12 protein-coding genes are annotated in these 16,876 nt (G+C 60.5%); 4 read left to right on the top strand and 8 right to left on the bottom strand.

The window, feature by feature from the left end; translation table 11 throughout:
* Positions 1-21 precede the first annotated feature (21 nt).
* The 5 genes from J1G33_RS26155 to J1G33_RS26135 all read right to left on the bottom strand — a co-directional run bounded on the left by J1G33_RS26155 (position 22) and on the right by J1G33_RS26135 (position 4,340).
* Positions 22-414, bottom strand: a complete 393-nt coding sequence (locus tag J1G33_RS26155) for a 5-carboxymethyl-2-hydroxymuconate Delta-isomerase (protein ID WP_223019048.1) — start codon at positions 412-414, stop codon at positions 22-24.
* A 15-nt stretch (positions 415-429) separates the two neighbouring features.
* Positions 430-1,287 carry a 3,4-dihydroxyphenylacetate 2,3-dioxygenase gene (hpaD, locus tag J1G33_RS26150; protein ID WP_078821787.1) on the bottom strand — a complete coding sequence of 286 codons (858 nt, stop codon included), beginning with the start codon at positions 1,285-1,287 and terminating at the stop codon, positions 430-432.
* A 154-nt stretch (positions 1,288-1,441) separates the two neighbouring features.
* Positions 1,442-2,902 carry a 5-carboxymethyl-2-hydroxymuconate semialdehyde dehydrogenase gene (gene hpaE, locus J1G33_RS26145; protein ID WP_032880382.1) on the bottom strand — a complete coding sequence of 487 codons (1,461 nt, stop codon included), beginning with the start codon at positions 2,900-2,902 and terminating at the stop codon, positions 1,442-1,444.
* 5 nt (positions 2,903-2,907) lie between these two features.
* Positions 2,908-3,678: a fumarylacetoacetate hydrolase family protein gene (locus J1G33_RS26140; RefSeq protein ID WP_223019047.1), complete on the bottom strand. Its 771-nt coding sequence runs from the start codon at positions 3,676-3,678 to the stop codon at positions 2,908-2,910.
* Positions 3,675-4,340: a fumarylacetoacetate hydrolase family protein gene (locus J1G33_RS26135; protein ID WP_223019046.1), complete on the bottom strand. Its 666-nt coding sequence runs from the start codon at positions 4,338-4,340 to the stop codon at positions 3,675-3,677. Before J1G33_RS26135 ends, J1G33_RS26140 begins: the two co-directional genes overlap by 4 nt.
* Positions 4,341-4,438: 98 nt before the next feature.
* Here J1G33_RS26135 and hpaA point away from each other — a divergent pair, with 98 nt between their 5' ends.
* Positions 4,439-5,329, top strand: coding sequence for a 4-hydroxyphenylacetate catabolism regulatory protein HpaA (gene hpaA / locus J1G33_RS26130; protein ID WP_177464424.1), 891 nt, complete (start codon positions 4,439-4,441; stop codon positions 5,327-5,329).
* On the opposite strand, the gene J1G33_RS26125 is transcribed toward hpaA, so the two are convergent.
* Complete coding sequence (locus J1G33_RS26125) at positions 5,256-6,725, bottom strand: efflux transporter outer membrane subunit (protein WP_143508466.1); 1,470 nt, start codon at positions 6,723-6,725, stop codon at positions 5,256-5,258. The genes hpaA and J1G33_RS26125 overlap by 74 nt on opposite strands.
* On the bottom strand, positions 6,725-7,519 hold the full coding sequence (locus J1G33_RS26120; RefSeq protein ID WP_032880390.1) for a helix-turn-helix transcriptional regulator: 795 nt from the start codon (positions 7,517-7,519) through the stop codon (positions 6,725-6,727). Before J1G33_RS26120 ends, J1G33_RS26125 begins: the two co-directional genes overlap by 1 nt.
* Before the next feature lie 490 nt (positions 7,520-8,009).
* On the opposite strand from J1G33_RS26120, the gene J1G33_RS26115 reads away from it, so the two are divergent.
* Positions 8,010-14,279 carry a non-ribosomal peptide synthetase gene (locus J1G33_RS26115; protein ID WP_223019045.1) on the top strand — a complete coding sequence of 2,090 codons (6,270 nt, stop codon included), beginning with the start codon at positions 8,010-8,012 and terminating at the stop codon, positions 14,277-14,279.
* A gap of 48 nt (positions 14,280-14,327) precedes the next feature.
* Here J1G33_RS26115 and J1G33_RS26110 read toward each other — a convergent pair whose 3' ends face one another.
* A complete protein-coding gene (locus J1G33_RS26110; protein ID WP_005789528.1) occupies positions 14,328-14,636 on the bottom strand; it encodes a hypothetical protein in 309 nt (102 codons plus the stop codon).
* 699 nt (positions 14,637-15,335) lie between these two features.
* Between J1G33_RS26110 and J1G33_RS26105 the strand changes: the two genes are divergently transcribed.
* Positions 15,336-16,079 carry a hypothetical protein gene (locus J1G33_RS26105; RefSeq protein ID WP_005789527.1) on the top strand — a complete coding sequence of 248 codons (744 nt, stop codon included), beginning with the start codon at positions 15,336-15,338 and terminating at the stop codon, positions 16,077-16,079.
* Positions 16,079-16,792 (top strand): AAA family ATPase, encoded by a 714-nt coding sequence (locus tag J1G33_RS26100; RefSeq protein WP_032880395.1) that lies wholly within the window; start codon positions 16,079-16,081, stop codon positions 16,790-16,792. Before J1G33_RS26105 ends, J1G33_RS26100 begins: the two co-directional genes overlap by 1 nt.
* The last annotated feature ends 84 nt before the right edge of the window (positions 16,793-16,876 follow it).

Genomic DNA, 16,876 nt, shown 5'->3' with positions numbered 1-16,876 from the left:
CCGTGAGGGGAGGGCAGGTTTTTATCCCGCCGCGTTATTCAGAAACGCATGCACATTGTTCTGCTTGAAGTTGAGCTGTGGGTGCAACTCGACCATCTCGAACGACAGCGCCAACAACCGCTGCGCCTGCAATTGGGCGAAGTGCGCGGTGATCACCGCGAACACGGCTTCGGCCACCGCCTGGCGCGTGGCCAGGTCGCGGCCGTGGCCGACCTTGAGGGTCATGTGCACGAAGGCGTAGTCATGCTTGCCGTCGGCCATGCGCCAGGTGTCCAGGGGCACACCACGGCTACGGATGCCGCCCAACGGAAACACGCCACTGTCGCCCAGCACGCGGTGGATTTTTTCAAACAGGCCAGGCAAATCGGCCTGAGGTTCAAGGTTGTCGGTGTACTCAGCGATAAAGTGCGGCATAGGTTTCTCCCAAAGCTACAGCGGGAAAATCGCGTTGATCTGGCCAGTGCCCGAACTGCCGAACGGCGGCGTGATGATCTCGGCCGGCTGGGCATAGTCCGGCCCACCCAGCAGGCCCAGGAGCATGGCGGTGTCGTGCATCTTGCCTTCGCCAAAGCAGTGTTCGGCGTAGTCCGGCAGCATCGCGCAGAACTCTTTGAAGCGGCCTTGCTGCCACATCTCGACCACGTGCAGGTCTACCTGCTTGTCAAACTCACGGGTCCAGTTGTGGATATTCGCTTCGGCCTGGCGGTCGTCGGAAAAACGGTGGGACAACGAGCCGGACGCCAGCACCAGCACTTTGCGGTCACTCTTTTCTATGGCTCGGCGCACGGCGGCGCCAAAGGCGAAGCTGTCTTCCAGACGATGCCAGGCACACCAGGCGGCAATGGAAATCACCTTGAATTTCTCATCCTCGGGCACGCCCATGTGCATGTAACGCATGGGCACCAGCGTGCCGTATTCCAGCTCCAGGCTCGGGATGTTATGGGCCATGCTGCGCACGCCGGCCAGGTTGGCTTCGGCGGCGATCAGTTCGCCCAACTCGGGGCAGCCGGGGTAGGCGTAATCCATGTTCTTGATGAAGTGCGGCAGCTCGTTGCTGGTGTAGGTGCCCTGGAACTGCTCGCCACAGTTGACGTGATAACCGCTGTTGACCAGCCAGTGCACGTCGAACACCACGGCGGTGTCGGCCCCCAGTTCGCGGGCGCGCCGGCCGATTTCCTTGTGCCCGGCAATCGCCGCTTCGCGACAGCCGTGATGCTTGCCGGGCAGTTCCGACAGGTACATCGACGGTACGTGGCAGATCTTCGCTGCCAGAACCACTTCGCCCATGATGATTCTCCTGAATAATTATTCTTGTAAGGCTTGTGAGGTCCCTGTGGGAGCTGGCTTGCCTGCGATTGCATCGACTCGGTACGGCTGAAGGACCGCGGTGTCTGCATCGCGGGCAAGCCCCGCTCCCACAGGAGGCTTGTTTGATCCTGGGCTACACACCCCAGCGCGGAATGTGATGACTGCCCATGGAAATACACACGTTCTTGATCTCGGCAAACACTTCAAAGCTGTACTGGCCACCCTCGCGCCCGGTGCCCGAGCCTTTCACCCCGCCAAAGGGCTGACGCAAATCGCGCACGTTCTGGCTGTTGATAAATACCATGCCCGCCTCAATACCGCGCGCCAGCCGATGGGCCTTACCGATGTCCTGGGTCCAGATATAGGACGCCAGCCCGTATTCGGTGTCGTTGGCCAGTTGCAGCGCTTCGGCTTCGTCCTTGAACGGGATCAGGCACACCACCGGACCAAAGATTTCTTCCTGGGCGATGCGCATCCGGTTGTTCACATCGGCAAACACCGTCGGCTGGATAAACTGGCCGCGGCTCAGGTGCGCCGGCAAGTTGGCCGGGCGCTCCAGGCCGCCGGCCAGCAGCGTGGCGCCTTCCTCCAGACCGATCTTGATGTAGCCGGTGACCTTGTCGTAATGGGCCTGGGTGATCATCGAACCGACCTGGGTCTTGGGGTCCTGCGGGTCGCCTACGATCAGACGCTTGGCCCGCGCCGCGAACTCGGCGACAAATTGCGGGTAGACGCTTTCCTGAATAAAGATCCGGCTACCGGCGGTGCACCGCTCGCCGTTCAGGGAGAAGATCGTGAACAGTGCGGCGTCGAGGGCGCGCTCCAGGTCGGCGTCTTCAAAAATCAGCACCGGCGACTTGCCGCCCAGCTCCATGGAGTACTTTTTCAGGCCGGCGGTCTGCATGATTTTCTTGCCAGTGGCAGTGCCGCCGGTAAAGGAAATCGCCCGTACATCCGGATGGCGTACCAGTGCATCACCAGCGGTCGCGCCGTAGCCCTGGATCACATTGAGCACGCCGTTGGGGATCCCGGCTTCCACCGCCAGGCGTCCCAGTTCATTGGCGGTCAGTGGCGACAGCTCCGACATTTTCAATACGGCGGTATTGCCCAGCGCCAGGCACGGTGCGGTCTTCCAGGTGGCGGTCATGAACGGCACGTTCCATGGCGACACCAACCCGCACACGCCTACCGGCTGGTACAGGGTGTAGTTGAGCATCTGGTCATCCACCGGATAACTGTGGCCGTCCATGCGGGTGCAGACTTCGGCGAAAAAGTCGAAGTTGTGCGAGGCCCGTGGGATCAACACGTTCTTGGTCTGGTGAATTGGCAAACCGGTGTCGAGGGTTTCCAGTTCGGCCAGGCGAGGCACGTTCTGTTCAATCAATTCGCCGAGCTTGCGCATCAAGCGTGCGCGCTCCCTGGCCGGGGTGTTGGCCCACTTGGGAAACGCCTCCTTGGCCGCCGCCACGGCTTGTGCGACTTCATCGGCACCACCGCTGGCGACTTCGCCGATGGCCTCGCCGGTGGCGGGGTTGTAGTTGATGAATACGTCTTTGCTCTCGACCTCACGGCCGTTGATCCAGTGTTTGATCATGGTGCTCAAGCCTCTTTGCGCACGGAGAAAAACTCCGTCTCACTGACAATACGGTTGACCAGGCGGCCCACGCCTTCGACTTCCACCACCACTTCATCGCCCGGCACCACATCGGCCAGGCCCTCGGGCGTGCCGGTGGCGATCATGTCGCCGGGTTGCAGGGTCATGAAGCTGGACAGGTATTCGATGAGGTAGGGGATATCGAAAATCATGTCTTGGGTGCTGCCTTCCTGGCGCAACTCGCCGTTGATCCAGGTGCGCAACTTCAGGTTGCCTGGGTCGGGCACATCGGCCACGTCGACGATCCAGGGGCCCACCGGGGTGGTGGCGTCGCGGTTTTTAACCCGCAGGTTGGGGCGGTAGTAGTTTTCCAGGTAGTCGCGGATCGCGTAGTCGTTGCACACCGTGTAACCGGCCAGGTAGTCCAGGGCGTCGGCGCGCTTGACGTTGCGCGCGGTCTTGCCGATCACCGCCACCAGTTCGCACTCGTAGTGCATGTAGGCGACGTTGTCCGGGCGCCAGGTGACTTGGCGGTGACCGGTGTAGGTGCCGACCGACTTGATAAAGGCCAGCGGTTCGGTCGGCGGTGTGAAGGCCAGTTCGGCGGCGTGATCGGCGTAGTTCAAGCCCAGGGCGAACATGTTGCCGGTGGCGGGCGGCAGCCATTGCACCTGATCTTCGGCAAGCCGCCGGCCATCGCTGAGGCGCACGCTGTGATCGTCGTCTACCTGCACGGCATGGATCTGACCTTCAAAACGGATACGTGCGCGCTTCATGCCAGTGCCTCCGCCTGAACGATATTGAGCAGGCGGCCGACGCCAGTGATTTCAACTTCAACACGATCACCCGGCTGCACATCCACGCGGCCCTCCGGTGTACCGGTGATCAGCACGTCACCGGGATGCAGGGTCATGAACTCGCTGATCTCGGCGATCAATTGTGGGATGTCGCGCACCCAATGGGCGGTGGAGTTTTGCTGGCGCAGCTCGCCATTGACGAAGAGCTTGAGGGCCAGCTCGTTGGGGTTGGCCACTTGATCCCGGGCAATCACTTGCGGGCCCAAGGCGCAAAACCCATCGCGGCATTTGGCTTTGACGGCAGGGCGGTAGTAGCTGTCTTCCGGCAGGCTGAATTCGTTGACCACCACATACCCGGCCACGTGGGCCATGGCATTGTCCAGGCTGACGCGGCTGGCGCGCTGGCCGATCACCACGCCCAGCGCCGGGCCCGGTTGCAGACGCTCGCCTGCAGGCTGCAACACCACGCCGCCATGGGCATTGCGGGTGTTGGGCGTCTTGATGAATAACACCGGCTTGGTCGGCGGCTTCTGGTAGGGCGCCTGCGCGAAGGCGGCGAGATGTTGGTCCAGCAGGCCCTGGTAGTTCAGCGCAACGCCGAACAGGGTGCCGCTGGCAACATCATGCAGGGTACGGCTCATGCGTTTCTCCTGGCGGTGACGACGGCTGCATAGGCAGTTCGTTAAGTTGTTAACGTTATAATTAATATGTTAACTACCGTCAAGCGTGGCACACTCCGATGGCATCACAACAACAAGAGGAGGGCGACGTGCAGCCGATTCCCAACATCAACCTCGGGCAGGTCTACGACCAGCGTTACAGCGACGCCGAGGTGCATTACGACAAGCTGGGCAACCTGGCAGGTTTTTTCGGGCGCAATATGGCCGTGCATCGCCATGACCGGTTTTTCCAGGTGCATTACGTCAAGAGTGGCGCGGTGCGGGTGTATCTGGACGACCGCCAGTACGTCGAAGCAGGGCCGATGTTTTTTCTCACGCCGCCCACGGTGGCCCACGCCTTCGTCACCGAAGCCGATGCCGACGGGCATGTGCTGACGGTGCGCCAGCAGCTGGTGTGGGGCTTGATCGACGCCGACCCCAGCCTCGCCTCCGGGGCTGCGTGTGTCGCGCTGGGTGCCGACGCCGAAGGGCTGGACCAGCTTTTCGAAGAACTGTGCGGCGAGATCAACGCCGAACGGGCAGGGCGCGCGGCCGCCCTCGACAGCCTGACGCGCCTGATCATGATCCGCCTGCTGCGCCTGTGCGCCCACGCCCTGCCGGCACGGCCGACGGCCCATGAAGACCTGCGGATTTTTCACCGCTTCAACGAACTGATCGAAGCCCATTACCTGGAGCATTGGCCGCTGGCGCGTTATGCCCAGGCCATCGGCGTGACCCAGGCACGCCTCAATGAGGTGTGCCGACGCATCGCCGACCTGCCCTCCAAGCGCCTGATCCTTGAGCGCCTGATGCAAGAGGCCAAACGCCTGCTGTTGTTTACCGGCAGTTCTGCAAATGAAATCTGCTACCAGCTGGGGTTCAAGGACCCGGCATATTTCAGCCGGTTTTTCCTGCGGTATGCGCAGATGACGCCGGGGGAGTATCGGTTGCGGCAGTCGGCGTTGCGTTGACGCGCCACGCTCCACCCAACGCCGTATACAAGTTCACCTCCGCCACCAGCTGCGCCAGCCTGTCCACGATCAACGCCTGTTGCGAGCTGAACAACGCACGCTGCGCATCGAGGAACGTCAGGTTGCTGTCCACGCCGCTGCGGTAGCGGTGCTGGGCCAGGTCGTAATAGTTCTGGTTGGCGGCAACGAAATCCCGTTGCGCATCCAGTTGGTCGTTGAAGGTCTGGCGAGCGGCAAGGCCGTCGGCCACTTCCTGGAAGGCGCTCTGGATGGACTTTTCGTACTGGGCCACCGTGATGTCCTTCTGCAACTTGGCGTAATCGAGGCTGGCACGCAGGCTGCCGGCGTTGAAGATCGGCAGGTTGATTTGCGGCTGGAAGGTCCAGGTGCCCGAGCCGCCCTTGAACAGCCCCGACAGCTCCTTGCTGGTGCTGCCGGCATTGGCCGTGAGGGTCACGGACGGAAAGAACGCAGCACGGGCGGCGCCGATATTGGCGTTGGCCGCCTGCAACTGGTATTCGGCCTGGAGGATATCCGGGCGGCGTTGCAGCAGGTCGGAGGGCAACCCGGCGGGGACGCGGGCGACCAGATCATCGGCCAGCGGGCGAGCGGGCAGATGCTCATCCACCGGGCCGCCCACCAGCAGCACGAGGTTGTTAAGGTCCTGGGCGACCTGGCGTTCATAGCGAGCGACGCTGGCGCGGGTGCTTTCCACTGCGGTACGGGCTTGTACCACCTCCAGCGCCGAAGCTTTGCCTGCGTTTTTGCTGCGGCTGGTCAGTTGCCAGCTGTGGTCGTTGGCCACCAGGGTTTGCTCGGCCAGGGCCAGTAGTTCCTGATCGGCGCGCCAGGTCAGGTAGGCGTTGGCCACGTTTGCCACCAGGCTCAATTGCGCACTGCGTCGGGCTTCTTCGGTGCCCAGGTAAGTCAGCAGCGCCTGTTCGCTGAGGCTGCGCACGCGGCCGAACAGGTCCAGCTCATAAGCGCTCAGGCCCAAGGTGGCGGAATAGTTGGAGGTGATCGCCGATTTGCCGGTGCCTGTCACGTTACCCGGCAATTTCTGACGCTTGCCGGCACCGCTGGCGGAGATCGCCGGGAACAGGTCGGCGCGCTGTATACGATACTGCGCCTGGAACGCCTCTACATTCAGGGCGGCTACCCGCAGGTCGCGGTTGTTGACCAGGGCATCGGCAATCAACCGTTGCAGCGCCGGGTCGTGGAACAGCTGCTGCCAATCCGGATTCTGCGTCAGGTCGCCGGCCTGCGCCAGGCTGTACACGCCGCCTTGAGGAAACTGCGCAGGCGTCGGCGCTGCTGGCCGCTGATACTCGGGGATCAGCGAACAGCCACTGAGCGTCCACGCCACCCCGACGCAGCAAAGCATCCGTTTGTTCATCAGGCACCCACCATCCATTTGGCCAGGCCATGCCGGCCGCTCACGCCCAGCTTGGCGGCGGCGCGCTTGAGGTAGGTTTCGATCGAGCTGTTTTTCACACTGAGTTTTTCCGCGATCTGCGGCACGGTGCCGCCGGTCAGCAGGCCGAGGCACACTTCCTGCTCACGCGCCGAAAGGGTGATATCGCTCAGAGCCAGGCGCTTGTAGAACTCGCGCTGCAATTGCGATTGTTCCAGCAGGGTGTGGGCCGGCTCAATCTCGGCGTGCGGCACCTGGCGCAGCAGTTGCGCGTGCCGCTCCATCAACGGCAACAGGGTGTCCGACAAGCACTTGAGAAACGACAACTCAGCCAGGGAAAACCCACGCTGGGTTGGCGGCCGGTAGAACGAAATCACACAGCGTCGGTTCCCTTGGCGCGATACCAGGTTGCACTGGTGCGAACTGCCCAATGGGTGCGCGCTGTTGGCCTTGGCTTTCATCTGGATCAACAACGGGTCTTGCATGCGCAGCATTTCGCGCATCAGCGGGTGGTCGTTCAACGGGTGCAGTGTCTGGGGTACAGACAACTCCTTTTTCAGCCCGGCGCTGCCCAGCAGCTTGATGTCGAGCACGCGGTCGCGCAGCTCATCGAGCGTCCATTCGCTGAGGTCCACCAGGTGAATCGGCACCCATTTGTCTACCAGGTGCAACATGTCTGCGGCGAAGCGTTCATGGCCGCTGTTTGAAATCAACTCGCCCATTTCGGCATAAAAATGCGGGCCCTGTGTGTCGCCAATACTGCGGGTCAGACTCATAGCCATTTCATCCTTGATGTCGAAAACCGTCTGCGGAGGCTCCGGGCTGCGGCGGTGCGATCCGTATTGCTTGAACGTAACTCGGCGTTCGAGATTTTATTTAGCCATATGGATTTGTCCTACGTATGTAGCTGAAACGAGGGACACAAGCTGCCATAAAATCTGCGTCATTATTCCGACGTTTCTGGTCAATAAAACCGGCAACGAACGCTCGCAAGGTATTTTTAGGTTTAAGTAACTGGATGATATTTAAAGTAAAAGTCTAAATTCTTGCAGAGGTTCAAAGTGCCAGCATCGGCCATGTATAGCCAATTTCCTACAGCGCTTTAATCGTTTCAGCAGTGAACGACCCACCAAGCCCGTTCCATCCATTTGAATGTCCGGGTTTCGGGTGACAGACGCCTGCGGCCCCCCCATGCTCAAATCCGGCAAATTCGGCGTAATGGGCCACCCTGCGCGGCCAGTGCCTGACCTCCATGAGAAGGATCTTATGCAGTATTCCTCCCGCCAGCCGGCCAGCTTCCCCCTCACTGCCGCCCAACAGGACATTTGGCTTGATCAGATGCGCGTGGGCGATTCGCCGCTGTATAACATTGGCGGCTATCTGGATGTTGCCGGCCCAGTGATGCCCGAGCGCATCCAGCAGGCCGTAGCGCAGCTGGTGTCCAGACACGATGCGTTGCGCATTCAATTGCATACCGACGCCGAAGGGCTGGCGCGGCAAACCTTCGCTTCGGCACTGCCGGTGGACGTGGCCTTGCATGACTTCGCGGCGTTACCCGACCCGTGCGCCGCGAGCCGGGCCCTGATGCAGGCGCAAATGGCCCGACCGTTCATGATGAGCGGCGCGCCGCTGGTGCGCGTCCTGCTGGTCAAACTCGACGACGACCACTACCACCTCGGTATCCAGGCTCACCACCTGATTCTCGACGGCTGGGGCTTCGGCCAGTTGGTGCAGTCCCTCGCGCAGTTGTATACCGCCCTGGAGCAAGGCCGGCACGTGGAGCCGTTCGCACCGTCCTATATCGACTTTATCGACACCGACCAGCACTACCTGCACTCGGCCCGTTACGCCCGTGACCGCGACTATTGGCTGGATAAGTTCCAGGTACTGCCCGAGCCACTGCTGATGCCCAAGCAAACCACCAAGGCGTCGAGCAACACCTTCCTGGAAGGGTTTGCGGTGGCGCTGCTCAACCGTATGGAGCAGGTCGCCAACCGCTGCCAGGCGTCGGCTTTTCATGTGCTGCTGGCGGCGATGTATGTGTATTTCAGCCGCACCAGTCAACGCCAGGAATGGGTAGTGGGGCTGCCGATTCTCAACCGCTCCAACGCGCGTTTTCGCGCTACCGTCGGCATGTTTGCCCAGGTCAGTGCGGTGCGTTTTCAGTTCAGCGAAGGGTTGCCTTTTGGTGAGCTGGTGCGCGGCATACGCGATCAGCTCAAGCAGGATTTCCGCCATCAGCGCTTCCCGTTAAGCGAGATGAACCGTGAGCTGGGCCTGCGACGAACCGATCGCGGGCAGTTGTTCGACCTGTCGGTGTCGTTCGAGCAGGACGACCATGACCTGCGTTTTGGTCAGGTGCAGGCGCGTGCCATCAAGGTGTCCAACCACCATGAAGCATTGCCGATCGCCATTCACCTGCGCAGCAACCGCTACCAGGACAGCGCGTGGCTGCATTGCGTCTACAACGAGGCGTACTTCCAGCACGACGAAGTCCAGGCGATGGCGCGCTGCTTCACCTGGCTGTTGGAGCAAGGGCTGGAAGACCCCTCGTTGCCGGTCGGTGAGTTTTCCATGCTGGCGCCTGAAGCTCAGGCTCGGCTGCTGCACTGGAACGCCACCGCGCAGCCCAACGCACTGCCGCAAACCTTGCACCGGCGGATTGAAGCGCAAGCCGCACACACGCCCGACGCCATTGCCGCGGTGTATCAGGGCCATCAGCTGACCTACGCCCACCTCAACCGTCAGGCCAATGCCCTGGCGCATCAACTGTTGGCACACGGCGTACAGCCGGATGATCGCGTGGCCGTGCTGGCCCGACGCGGGCTGGACACATTGGCGGGGTTGTTGGCAGTGCTCAAATCCGGCGCCTGCTACGTGCCGCTGGATCCGGCCCATCCGGCTGAACGCCTCGACTACCTGCTGCAAGACAGTGCGCCTGTGGCAATCCTGACCCAGCAGGATTTGCGCCAGCGCCTGCCTGTCTCCACGGTGCCAGTGATCGTGCTGGAGCAGGTCACCTCGCACATCGACAGTAACCCCGAGGTCGCGGTCTCGCCGTCGAATCTGGCCTATGTGATTTACACCTCCGGCTCCACCGGCTTGCCCAAGGGCGTGATGGTGGAGCACCACAGCGTATCGAACCTGGTGGACTGGCACTGCCGGGCGTTCGACCTGCACGCGGGCAGCCATACCGCCAGCGTCGCCGGCTTTGGTTTTGATGCCATGGCCTGGGAAGTCTGGCCGGCGTTATGCGTGGGTGCAACGCTGCACCTGCCACCGGCCCACGACGGCGCGGAAAATATCGATGCGCTGCTCGACTGGTGGCGCGCACAGCCATTGGACGTGTGTTTCCTGCCCACGCCTGTGGCCGAATACGCCTTCAGCCAGCAGCTTGGGCATCCCACCTTGCGCACCTTGCTGATTGGCGGCGATCGCCTGCGCACGTTCACCCAGGCGCAGACGTTTGCACTGATCAACAACTACGGCCCTACCGAAGCCACCGTGGTTGCCACCTCTGGAGCCGTTGAGGTGGGCCAGCCGCTGCACATCGGCGCGCCGGTCGCCAACGCCCAGGTCTATCTGCTGGATGCGCAACAACGCCCGGTGCCGATTGGCGCAGTGGGGGAGTTGTATGTGGGCGGCAAGGGCGTGGCGCGGGGGTATCTGAACCGTCCTGAACTGAATGCCGAACGCTTCCTGGACGATCCTTTCAACGGCGCGCGTATGTACCGCACCGGCGATCTGGCGCGCTGGCTGCCGGACGGCAATCTTGAGTACCTGGGACGCAACGACGACCAGGTAAAAATCCGCGGTGTACGCATCGAACTGGGGGAAATCGAATCGGCCCTGGCCGCCCACCCGGCGATCAAGGACGCGGTAGTGCAGTTTCGCCAAGGGCAATTGCTGGCCTGGTTTATCCCGCGCGAGCCAGTCGATATCCAAACCCTGCGCGCCCATCTGCAGGCCTCGTTACCTGACTACATGGTGCCGGCGGCCTATGTCCGCCTTGAGGCGTTGCCCCTGACCGCCAATGGCAAGCTCGACCGCAAAGCCTTGCCCGCACCCAGCCAGGAAGCTTTTGTCACTCGCCGCTTCGAAGCTGCGCAGGCCGGTGTGGAAGCTACCCTTGCGCAGATCTGGGCCGAGTTGCTGCACGTGCAGCAAGTAGGGCGCCACGACCATTTCTTCGAGTTGGGCGGGCATTCGCTGTTGGCGGTGCAACTGGTGCAGCGCATGCGCCAGGCCGGGCTGCGTGCCGATGTGCAGGTGCTGTTCGGCCAGCCAACGTTGGCGGCGCTGGCGGCAGCGTGTGGCGGTAATGAAATGGCGGTGCCAGACAATCGAATCCCGCCAGGCTGTACGCATATCACTACCGATCTGCTCGCCTTGGCCGAGCTGGATCAAGCCAGCCTCGACCGCATCGTCGCAAGCATCCCTGGTGGGGCAGCGAATGTGCAGGAAATCTACCCGCTGGCGCCGTTGCAGGAAGGCTTGCTTTATCACCACATCACCGATGTGCACGACCCGTATCAGCAACAGGCTCTGTTCAGCTTTGCGCGCCGCGAGCAACTGGATGCCTTCGCCCACGCCCTGCAGCAAGTGATCGACCGCCATGACATCCTGCGCACCAGCCTGGTGTGGGATGCCCTTGAACAACCGATGCAGGTGGTGTGGCGAAAAGCGCGGTTGCGGGTTGAACCGCTGCGCGAGCCGGCTCAACCGCTGGACTTGCGCCAGGCGCCGCTGATGGCCCTGGACTACGCCGAAGAACCTCACCATCAGCGCTGGATCGCCAGGCTGCGCTTTCATCACCTGGTCAACGATGCCACTTCGACCACCCTGTTGGTGGACGAGATCCGCGCCCATCTGCTCGGCCAACAGGCGCAACTGCCCGTGCCGGTGCCGTACCGCAATGTGGTGGCGCAAGCCCGATCAGCCGTGCGCCAGGCTGCGCACGAGGCGTTCTTTCGCCAGCAGTTGGCAGAGGTGGATGAGCCGACCCTGGCGTTTGGCGTGCAGGAGCGCCAGGCCAAGCGTGCCGAGACCGAAGAAGCCGAACGCCTGCTCAATGACGCGCTCAACCTGCGCCTGCGCAGCCAGGCCCGCGCTCTTGGCGTGAGCGCCGCGAGCCTGTTCCACCTGGCCTGGGCCCAGGTACTCAGCCGGGTGGCGAGCCGCGACGATGTGGTGTTCGGCACCGTACTGCTTGGCCGCTTGCAAGCCGGCGAGGGTGCCGAGCGGGCGTTGGGCATGTTCATCAACACCTTGCCGCTGCGCCTGCGCCTGGTCGGGCAAAACGTGGTGGATGCACTGCACGACACCCACACACAACTGAGCGCCTTGCTCGCTCATGAACAAGCCTCCCTGGCGTTGGCCCAGCGTTGCAGCGGCGTGTCACCGCTGTTCAACAGCCTGCTCAATTACCGCCACACCTCGGCCGATCCCGAACTGAAACTGGTACCGGGCATGGCCTTGCTCAACAGTGAAGACATCCTCAGTTACCCGCTGATGTTGACGGTGGATGACGTATCCAGCGGTTTCCGGCTCAAAGCCAAGGCGCCGTGCACAGTCGGTGCCGAGCGGGTCCTGAGCTACTTTGACACGGTGCTCAACGGCCTGGTGGATGCGCTTGAGCAGGCGCCGAAAATGCCGCTTGGCGACATACAGGTGTTGCCCGCCAGCGAGTTGCACACCCAGTTGTCAGGCTTCAACGCCACCGTCACGGACTACCCGCAAACCCTCACTGTCCAGGCGCTGTTCGAAGCCCATGCGCGGGACATTCCCGATGCCATCGCGGTGCAGGCCGGCGAGCAGCAATTGACCTACCGCGAACTCAACGAACGCGCCAACCAGTTGGCCTTTCACTTGCGCGAGCATGGTGTACGGCCCGACTCGCGGGTGGCACTGTGTGTGGAGCGCGGGTTGGAGCTGGTGGTGGGGTTATTGGCAATTCTCAAGGCGGGCGGTGCCTATGTGCCCCTCGACCCGGGCTACCCACGCGAACGCCTGGCCTACATGCTCGCCGACAGCCAGCCGGTGGCGCTGCTGGTACACGGCGCTACCCGCGAAGTGCCGGGCGAGGTTGCAATCCCCGTGATCGACTTCGACCACTGCATCTGGAGCCAGGCACCGACCGACAATCCGTCGGTACCGGGTTTGAGCGTCGCCAACCTGGCCTACGTGATGTACACCTCGGGCTCCACCGGCACCCCCAAGGGCGTGATGATCGAACATCGCGGCCTGGGTAACCTGCTGCACTGGGGCTCGCAATTGTGCCCCGACGCCGCAGGCGGCGCCTTGTTGCAGCGCGCGCCATTCAGCTTTGACGGTTCGGTGTGGGAACTGTTCTGGCCATTGAGCAACGGTATGCGCCTGGTGCTGGCGCGGCCCGATGGTCATCGTGAACCTGCGTACCTGGCCCAGTTGATTCGCGAGCAGCACATCAGCGTGATCAAGTTTGTGCCGGCGATGTTGCAGCAGTTTCTTGAGCTGGACGAGTCGGCCCTGTGCACCAGCCTCACCGATGTGTTGTGCGGCGGCGGCGAACTGACCGAAGCCCTGGCCCGTGGCGTACAGGCGCGCTTGCCCAAGGTGCGCTTGCACAACGTCTACGGCCCCACCGAAGCCACGGTCGACAGCAGCGCCTGGACCCTCGAACCCGGCGCGCCAGTACCCGCGGTGCAACTGCCGATTGGCCGGCCGATCAACAATACCCGCTTGTACGTGTTGGATGCCCATGACGCACCGGTACCCATCGGCATCAGCGGTCAACTGCATATCGGTGGTGTGGGAGTAGCCCGTGGCTACCTGGGGTTGGAGCAGATGACTGCCGAGCGGTTTATCGACAGCCCCTTCGTTGTCGGTGACCGCCTATATCGCACGGGCGACCTGGTGCGCTACCTGCCGGACGGCAATCTGGAATTCCTCGGGCGCAATGATTTCCAGGTCAAACTGCGCGGTGTGCGCCTGGAGTTGGGAGAAATCGAAGCACGCCTGAGTGCACACCCGGCGTTGCGTGAAGTGGCGGTGCTGATTCGCGATGAGCGCCTGGTCGCCTACTTCACCCTGCGCGGCCAGGCGCCGAGCCTGGAAGACTTGCGCGCCCATGTGCTGGAGCAACTGCCGGAAGTCATGGTGCCGGCCGCCTTTGTACAACTCGACGCACTGCCCCTGAACCCCGCCGGCAAACTCGACCGCAAGGCCCTGCCGGAGCCGGGCCTGGACGCGGTGCTCAGCCGTGCCTACGAAGCGCCCCAGGGCGAAGTGGAAACCTTGATGTCCGGCATCTGGGCCGACGTGCTGAAACTGGAGCGGGTAGGGCGCCACGACCACTTCTTCGAACTGGGCGGGCACTCGCTGCTGGCAGTCAACCTGGTGGCCCGCCTGCGCAAGGCCGGGCTGGAAGTGGACGCACGCACCTTGTTCAGCCAGCCAACCCTGGCGCAACTCGCCGCCAGGACCGTGGCGAAGGTCCAGCGCGTTGAAGTGCCGCAAACCGCCATTCCCGCCCTCAACCGCCGCCGCAGGATCTGAGGATTGGAATGCATTCAATCTGGGAGGGGGCTTGCCCCCTCCCACATTCTACGGTGCTGCCTTCAAGGGCTTCATGCACTCGATAGAGCGATCCACTGTGGTTCTGGCGATCTCCAGCAAATGCCACACCGCCAGAATCTTCGCCCGCACGGGGCTGTCCAGCAGCTCGCTACAATCGAGCGCTGTCGCTGAGGCACTGTCGAGCAGGCTGGCGGTGTACAGCAACGCATCTTCAAAACTCAGATCGTCGTTGACGCTGTGAAAACCCTGCCTGGGCAGGTAATGGTCAATGGCGCGGTTGAACGCGGCACGGGTTTTTGCGGGGTCGAAGGGTGGGTCGGGTAAGACTTTATTCATGGTGTAGCTCCAACTGGTAGATAAGGAGCCGACCCCTTCGCGACTAAACGGAGGGTGGCGGCTGTACGCAGGTTAGTCGACCGGCCAGTTGGATCCGGCGCACCCTAAGGTGCCCTGCGCACAGCCACCATGAACAGGGTGACAGCTTGCGCACAACTGGAATCCGGGCGACTAAACCCGATCACTGATGAGCAGTGACGGATCGCAGACTAGCCACCGATTCCAACCGGCACAAGGCGGCGGGGATTGTCTCGGAAATGTCCTGCAATTTAAAGAGAGATGGCTTGCTGGCCTTTTAAAATTGTTTCGAGAATAAGAGCTGGCCGGACCGTTTGTCGGATTAGTTACCTACTTTCTTGGGTTTCACGTTGTTTCCTACGCAGAGTCCGTTCGCAGTTAATTTTCATATCAGAAAAATGATGATTTATAAGGCGTTAATTTCGCTAGGGATTATCACGGTGTGAAAGTTTGAATCATTCTTTTCTTCTTTGAGGAACTATTGGTGGTCCGATTTTAATGAGTGAAATTTCCTAGTTGGAAGTAATGCTTTTCCTAAGGGTAGAGTTTACTTTTCTTGCGTGATTTTCTACTTCTACTAAATTGTGGGAGTTGCTTAAATTAAGTGGAGTACCATTAATTCTGAGGGGTTTGAAAGTGAAAGAATCAGAGGAGGATGGTGCCATTTCCATGAGGTGAGCCATGTATATCTATCCCTTATCTAAACCGATTTTACTATCGATGCTTTTTGTTAAGGAGCAGTTAAAGGAACCCGTTGCAGTGCTCTGGATAGTGATATCCCCCGCAGTCACCTTCTACTTGATAACTTACGCCAGAATCTCTGGTGAGGAAGCAACCCGTGACTACGCGTCTGCCACTTCATGGTTCTACGCTTTCATTTCTTCAAGCGTCGCGTTGTTTGGATTGGCTTTTTATATAGTGGGGCGCAGGGAAAGTGGTTTTTTACGTTCCTTTGTTTATACAAGACGTACCAAGCTAATTTTTCTCGTTGGGCAGTTTTTGGCGTACTCCTTCATGTCTGTTATCTATTGCTCCGTTTTTTATGTACTGACGCGAGGTTATTTTGGTTCGATGGCGATGGAAGAATGGATTGTCATAGTTGGGCGTTTTTATATGTGCTTCTTGTTGTTTTCCACGCCCTCGCTTTTGCTGACGCTACTGCCTATCGGCTTTCAAAATACCAACACTCTTTTCTCCATGATTTCAGTCGGGATGTTGGCATTAGGTATCGGTAGCCTGAACACTTCACATCCAGTGCTTAACGTGATCGGCATCTTTAATCCGATGGAATGGGCCAATCGCATCATGACGATGGGAGTATCTGAATCCGCACCTGTGGTGGCGGGGGTTGTAGGGTTGATCAGCGTCACAGGGTGGTTGGTGTTCCGATTTTTACTCATCAATCCTGTTTGGAGTCGGTACTAATGAAAAGGCTGCTCGTGGATGAACTGAATTTAAGGTATGCCCAGCATGTTTTATTCAATAGCGCTTCATTGGCGGTCGAGGCGGGGGCGATCACAGGTTTGTTGGGGCCTAATGGATCCGGAAAAACCAGCTTTTTTGACGTGGTCTGTGGTCTGAAAAAAATGAATGGCGGGAAAGTGCATCATTCATTTTCCAAGCTGCTTTACCTATCGCAAATCATCGCAACGCCGCCTGTCTTTCGCATGTTTGATGTTTTCAAGATGATGATGCTTTTTTGTTCCGACACGCCGATTACGCAACGGCACGCCTTGGACAAAATTGAAAAGTGGAGCCCCGGCATTGCTGAGCGTTACCGCGAAATCTGGGCGAAAAAATCATCCCTTTGCAGCTATGGTGAAAAGCGCTGGTTTTTTACGCTGTCCTTGCTGTCCGTCAACGCAGATCTGGTGATTCTGGATGAGCCGACCGCGGGTGTTGACCCCGAATTTCGTTATCACATCTGGAGGTGTCTGGAGGGAGCGGCCGCAGAGGGAGTCGCGGTACTTGTTTCATCACATAACGTCGATGAGATCGTCACTCACTGCGATGATTTCTACATGCTGAGCCAACAGCGTTTCAATCGTTTCACCGATGCCGAGGGTTTCATGAGCAGTTACGGTGGGAGTACCTTGGATGAGGCATTTATTCACGCAGCGAGCCTGCCCAGAATCTGAGAGCTGACAATGTGCTCGACTCCACTATCGCTGTCGAATTCTGATGTGGAAGGTATTCAATGTGGGAGGGGCCCCCCGATAGCG

This window comes from Pseudomonas sp. P867 (assembly GCF_019891455.1).
In the GTDB taxonomy this organism is placed as follows: domain Bacteria; phylum Pseudomonadota; class Gammaproteobacteria; order Pseudomonadales; family Pseudomonadaceae; genus Aquipseudomonas; species Aquipseudomonas synxantha_A.
This window is presented reverse-complemented; position numbering and strand designations above follow the sequence as displayed.

What these genes read in the sequence shown, in the direction of transcription:
- J1G33_RS26155 (WP_223019048.1), bottom strand. Translation starts at nt 414, where the DNA reads ATGCCGCACTTTATCGCTGAGTACACCGACAACCTTGAACCTCAGGCC.
- hpaD (WP_078821787.1), bottom strand. Translation starts at nt 1,287, where the DNA reads ATGGGCGAAGTGGTTCTGGCAGCGAAGATCTGCCACGTACCGTCGATG.
- hpaE (WP_032880382.1), bottom strand. Translation starts at nt 2,902, where the DNA reads ATGATCAAACACTGGATCAACGGCCGTGAGGTCGAGAGCAAAGACGTA.
- J1G33_RS26140 (WP_223019047.1), bottom strand. Translation starts at nt 3,678, where the DNA reads ATGAAGCGCGCACGTATCCGTTTTGAAGGTCAGATCCATGCCGTGCAG.
- J1G33_RS26135 (WP_223019046.1), bottom strand. Translation starts at nt 4,340, where the DNA reads ATGAGCCGTACCCTGCATGATGTTGCCAGCGGCACCCTGTTCGGCGTT.
- hpaA (WP_177464424.1), top strand. Translation starts at nt 4,439, where the DNA reads ATGGCATCACAACAACAAGAGGAGGGCGACGTGCAGCCGATTCCCAAC.
- J1G33_RS26125 (WP_143508466.1), bottom strand. Translation starts at nt 6,725, where the DNA reads ATGAACAAACGGATGCTTTGCTGCGTCGGGGTGGCGTGGACGCTCAGT.
- J1G33_RS26120 (WP_032880390.1), bottom strand. Translation starts at nt 7,519, where the DNA reads ATGAGTCTGACCCGCAGTATTGGCGACACACAGGGCCCGCATTTTTAT.
- J1G33_RS26115 (WP_223019045.1), top strand. Translation starts at nt 8,010, where the DNA reads ATGCAGTATTCCTCCCGCCAGCCGGCCAGCTTCCCCCTCACTGCCGCC.
- J1G33_RS26110 (WP_005789528.1), bottom strand. Translation starts at nt 14,636, where the DNA reads ATGAATAAAGTCTTACCCGACCCACCCTTCGACCCCGCAAAAACCCGT.
- J1G33_RS26105 (WP_005789527.1), top strand. Translation starts at nt 15,336, where the DNA reads ATGTATATCTATCCCTTATCTAAACCGATTTTACTATCGATGCTTTTT.
- J1G33_RS26100 (WP_032880395.1), top strand. Translation starts at nt 16,079, where the DNA reads ATGAAAAGGCTGCTCGTGGATGAACTGAATTTAAGGTATGCCCAGCAT.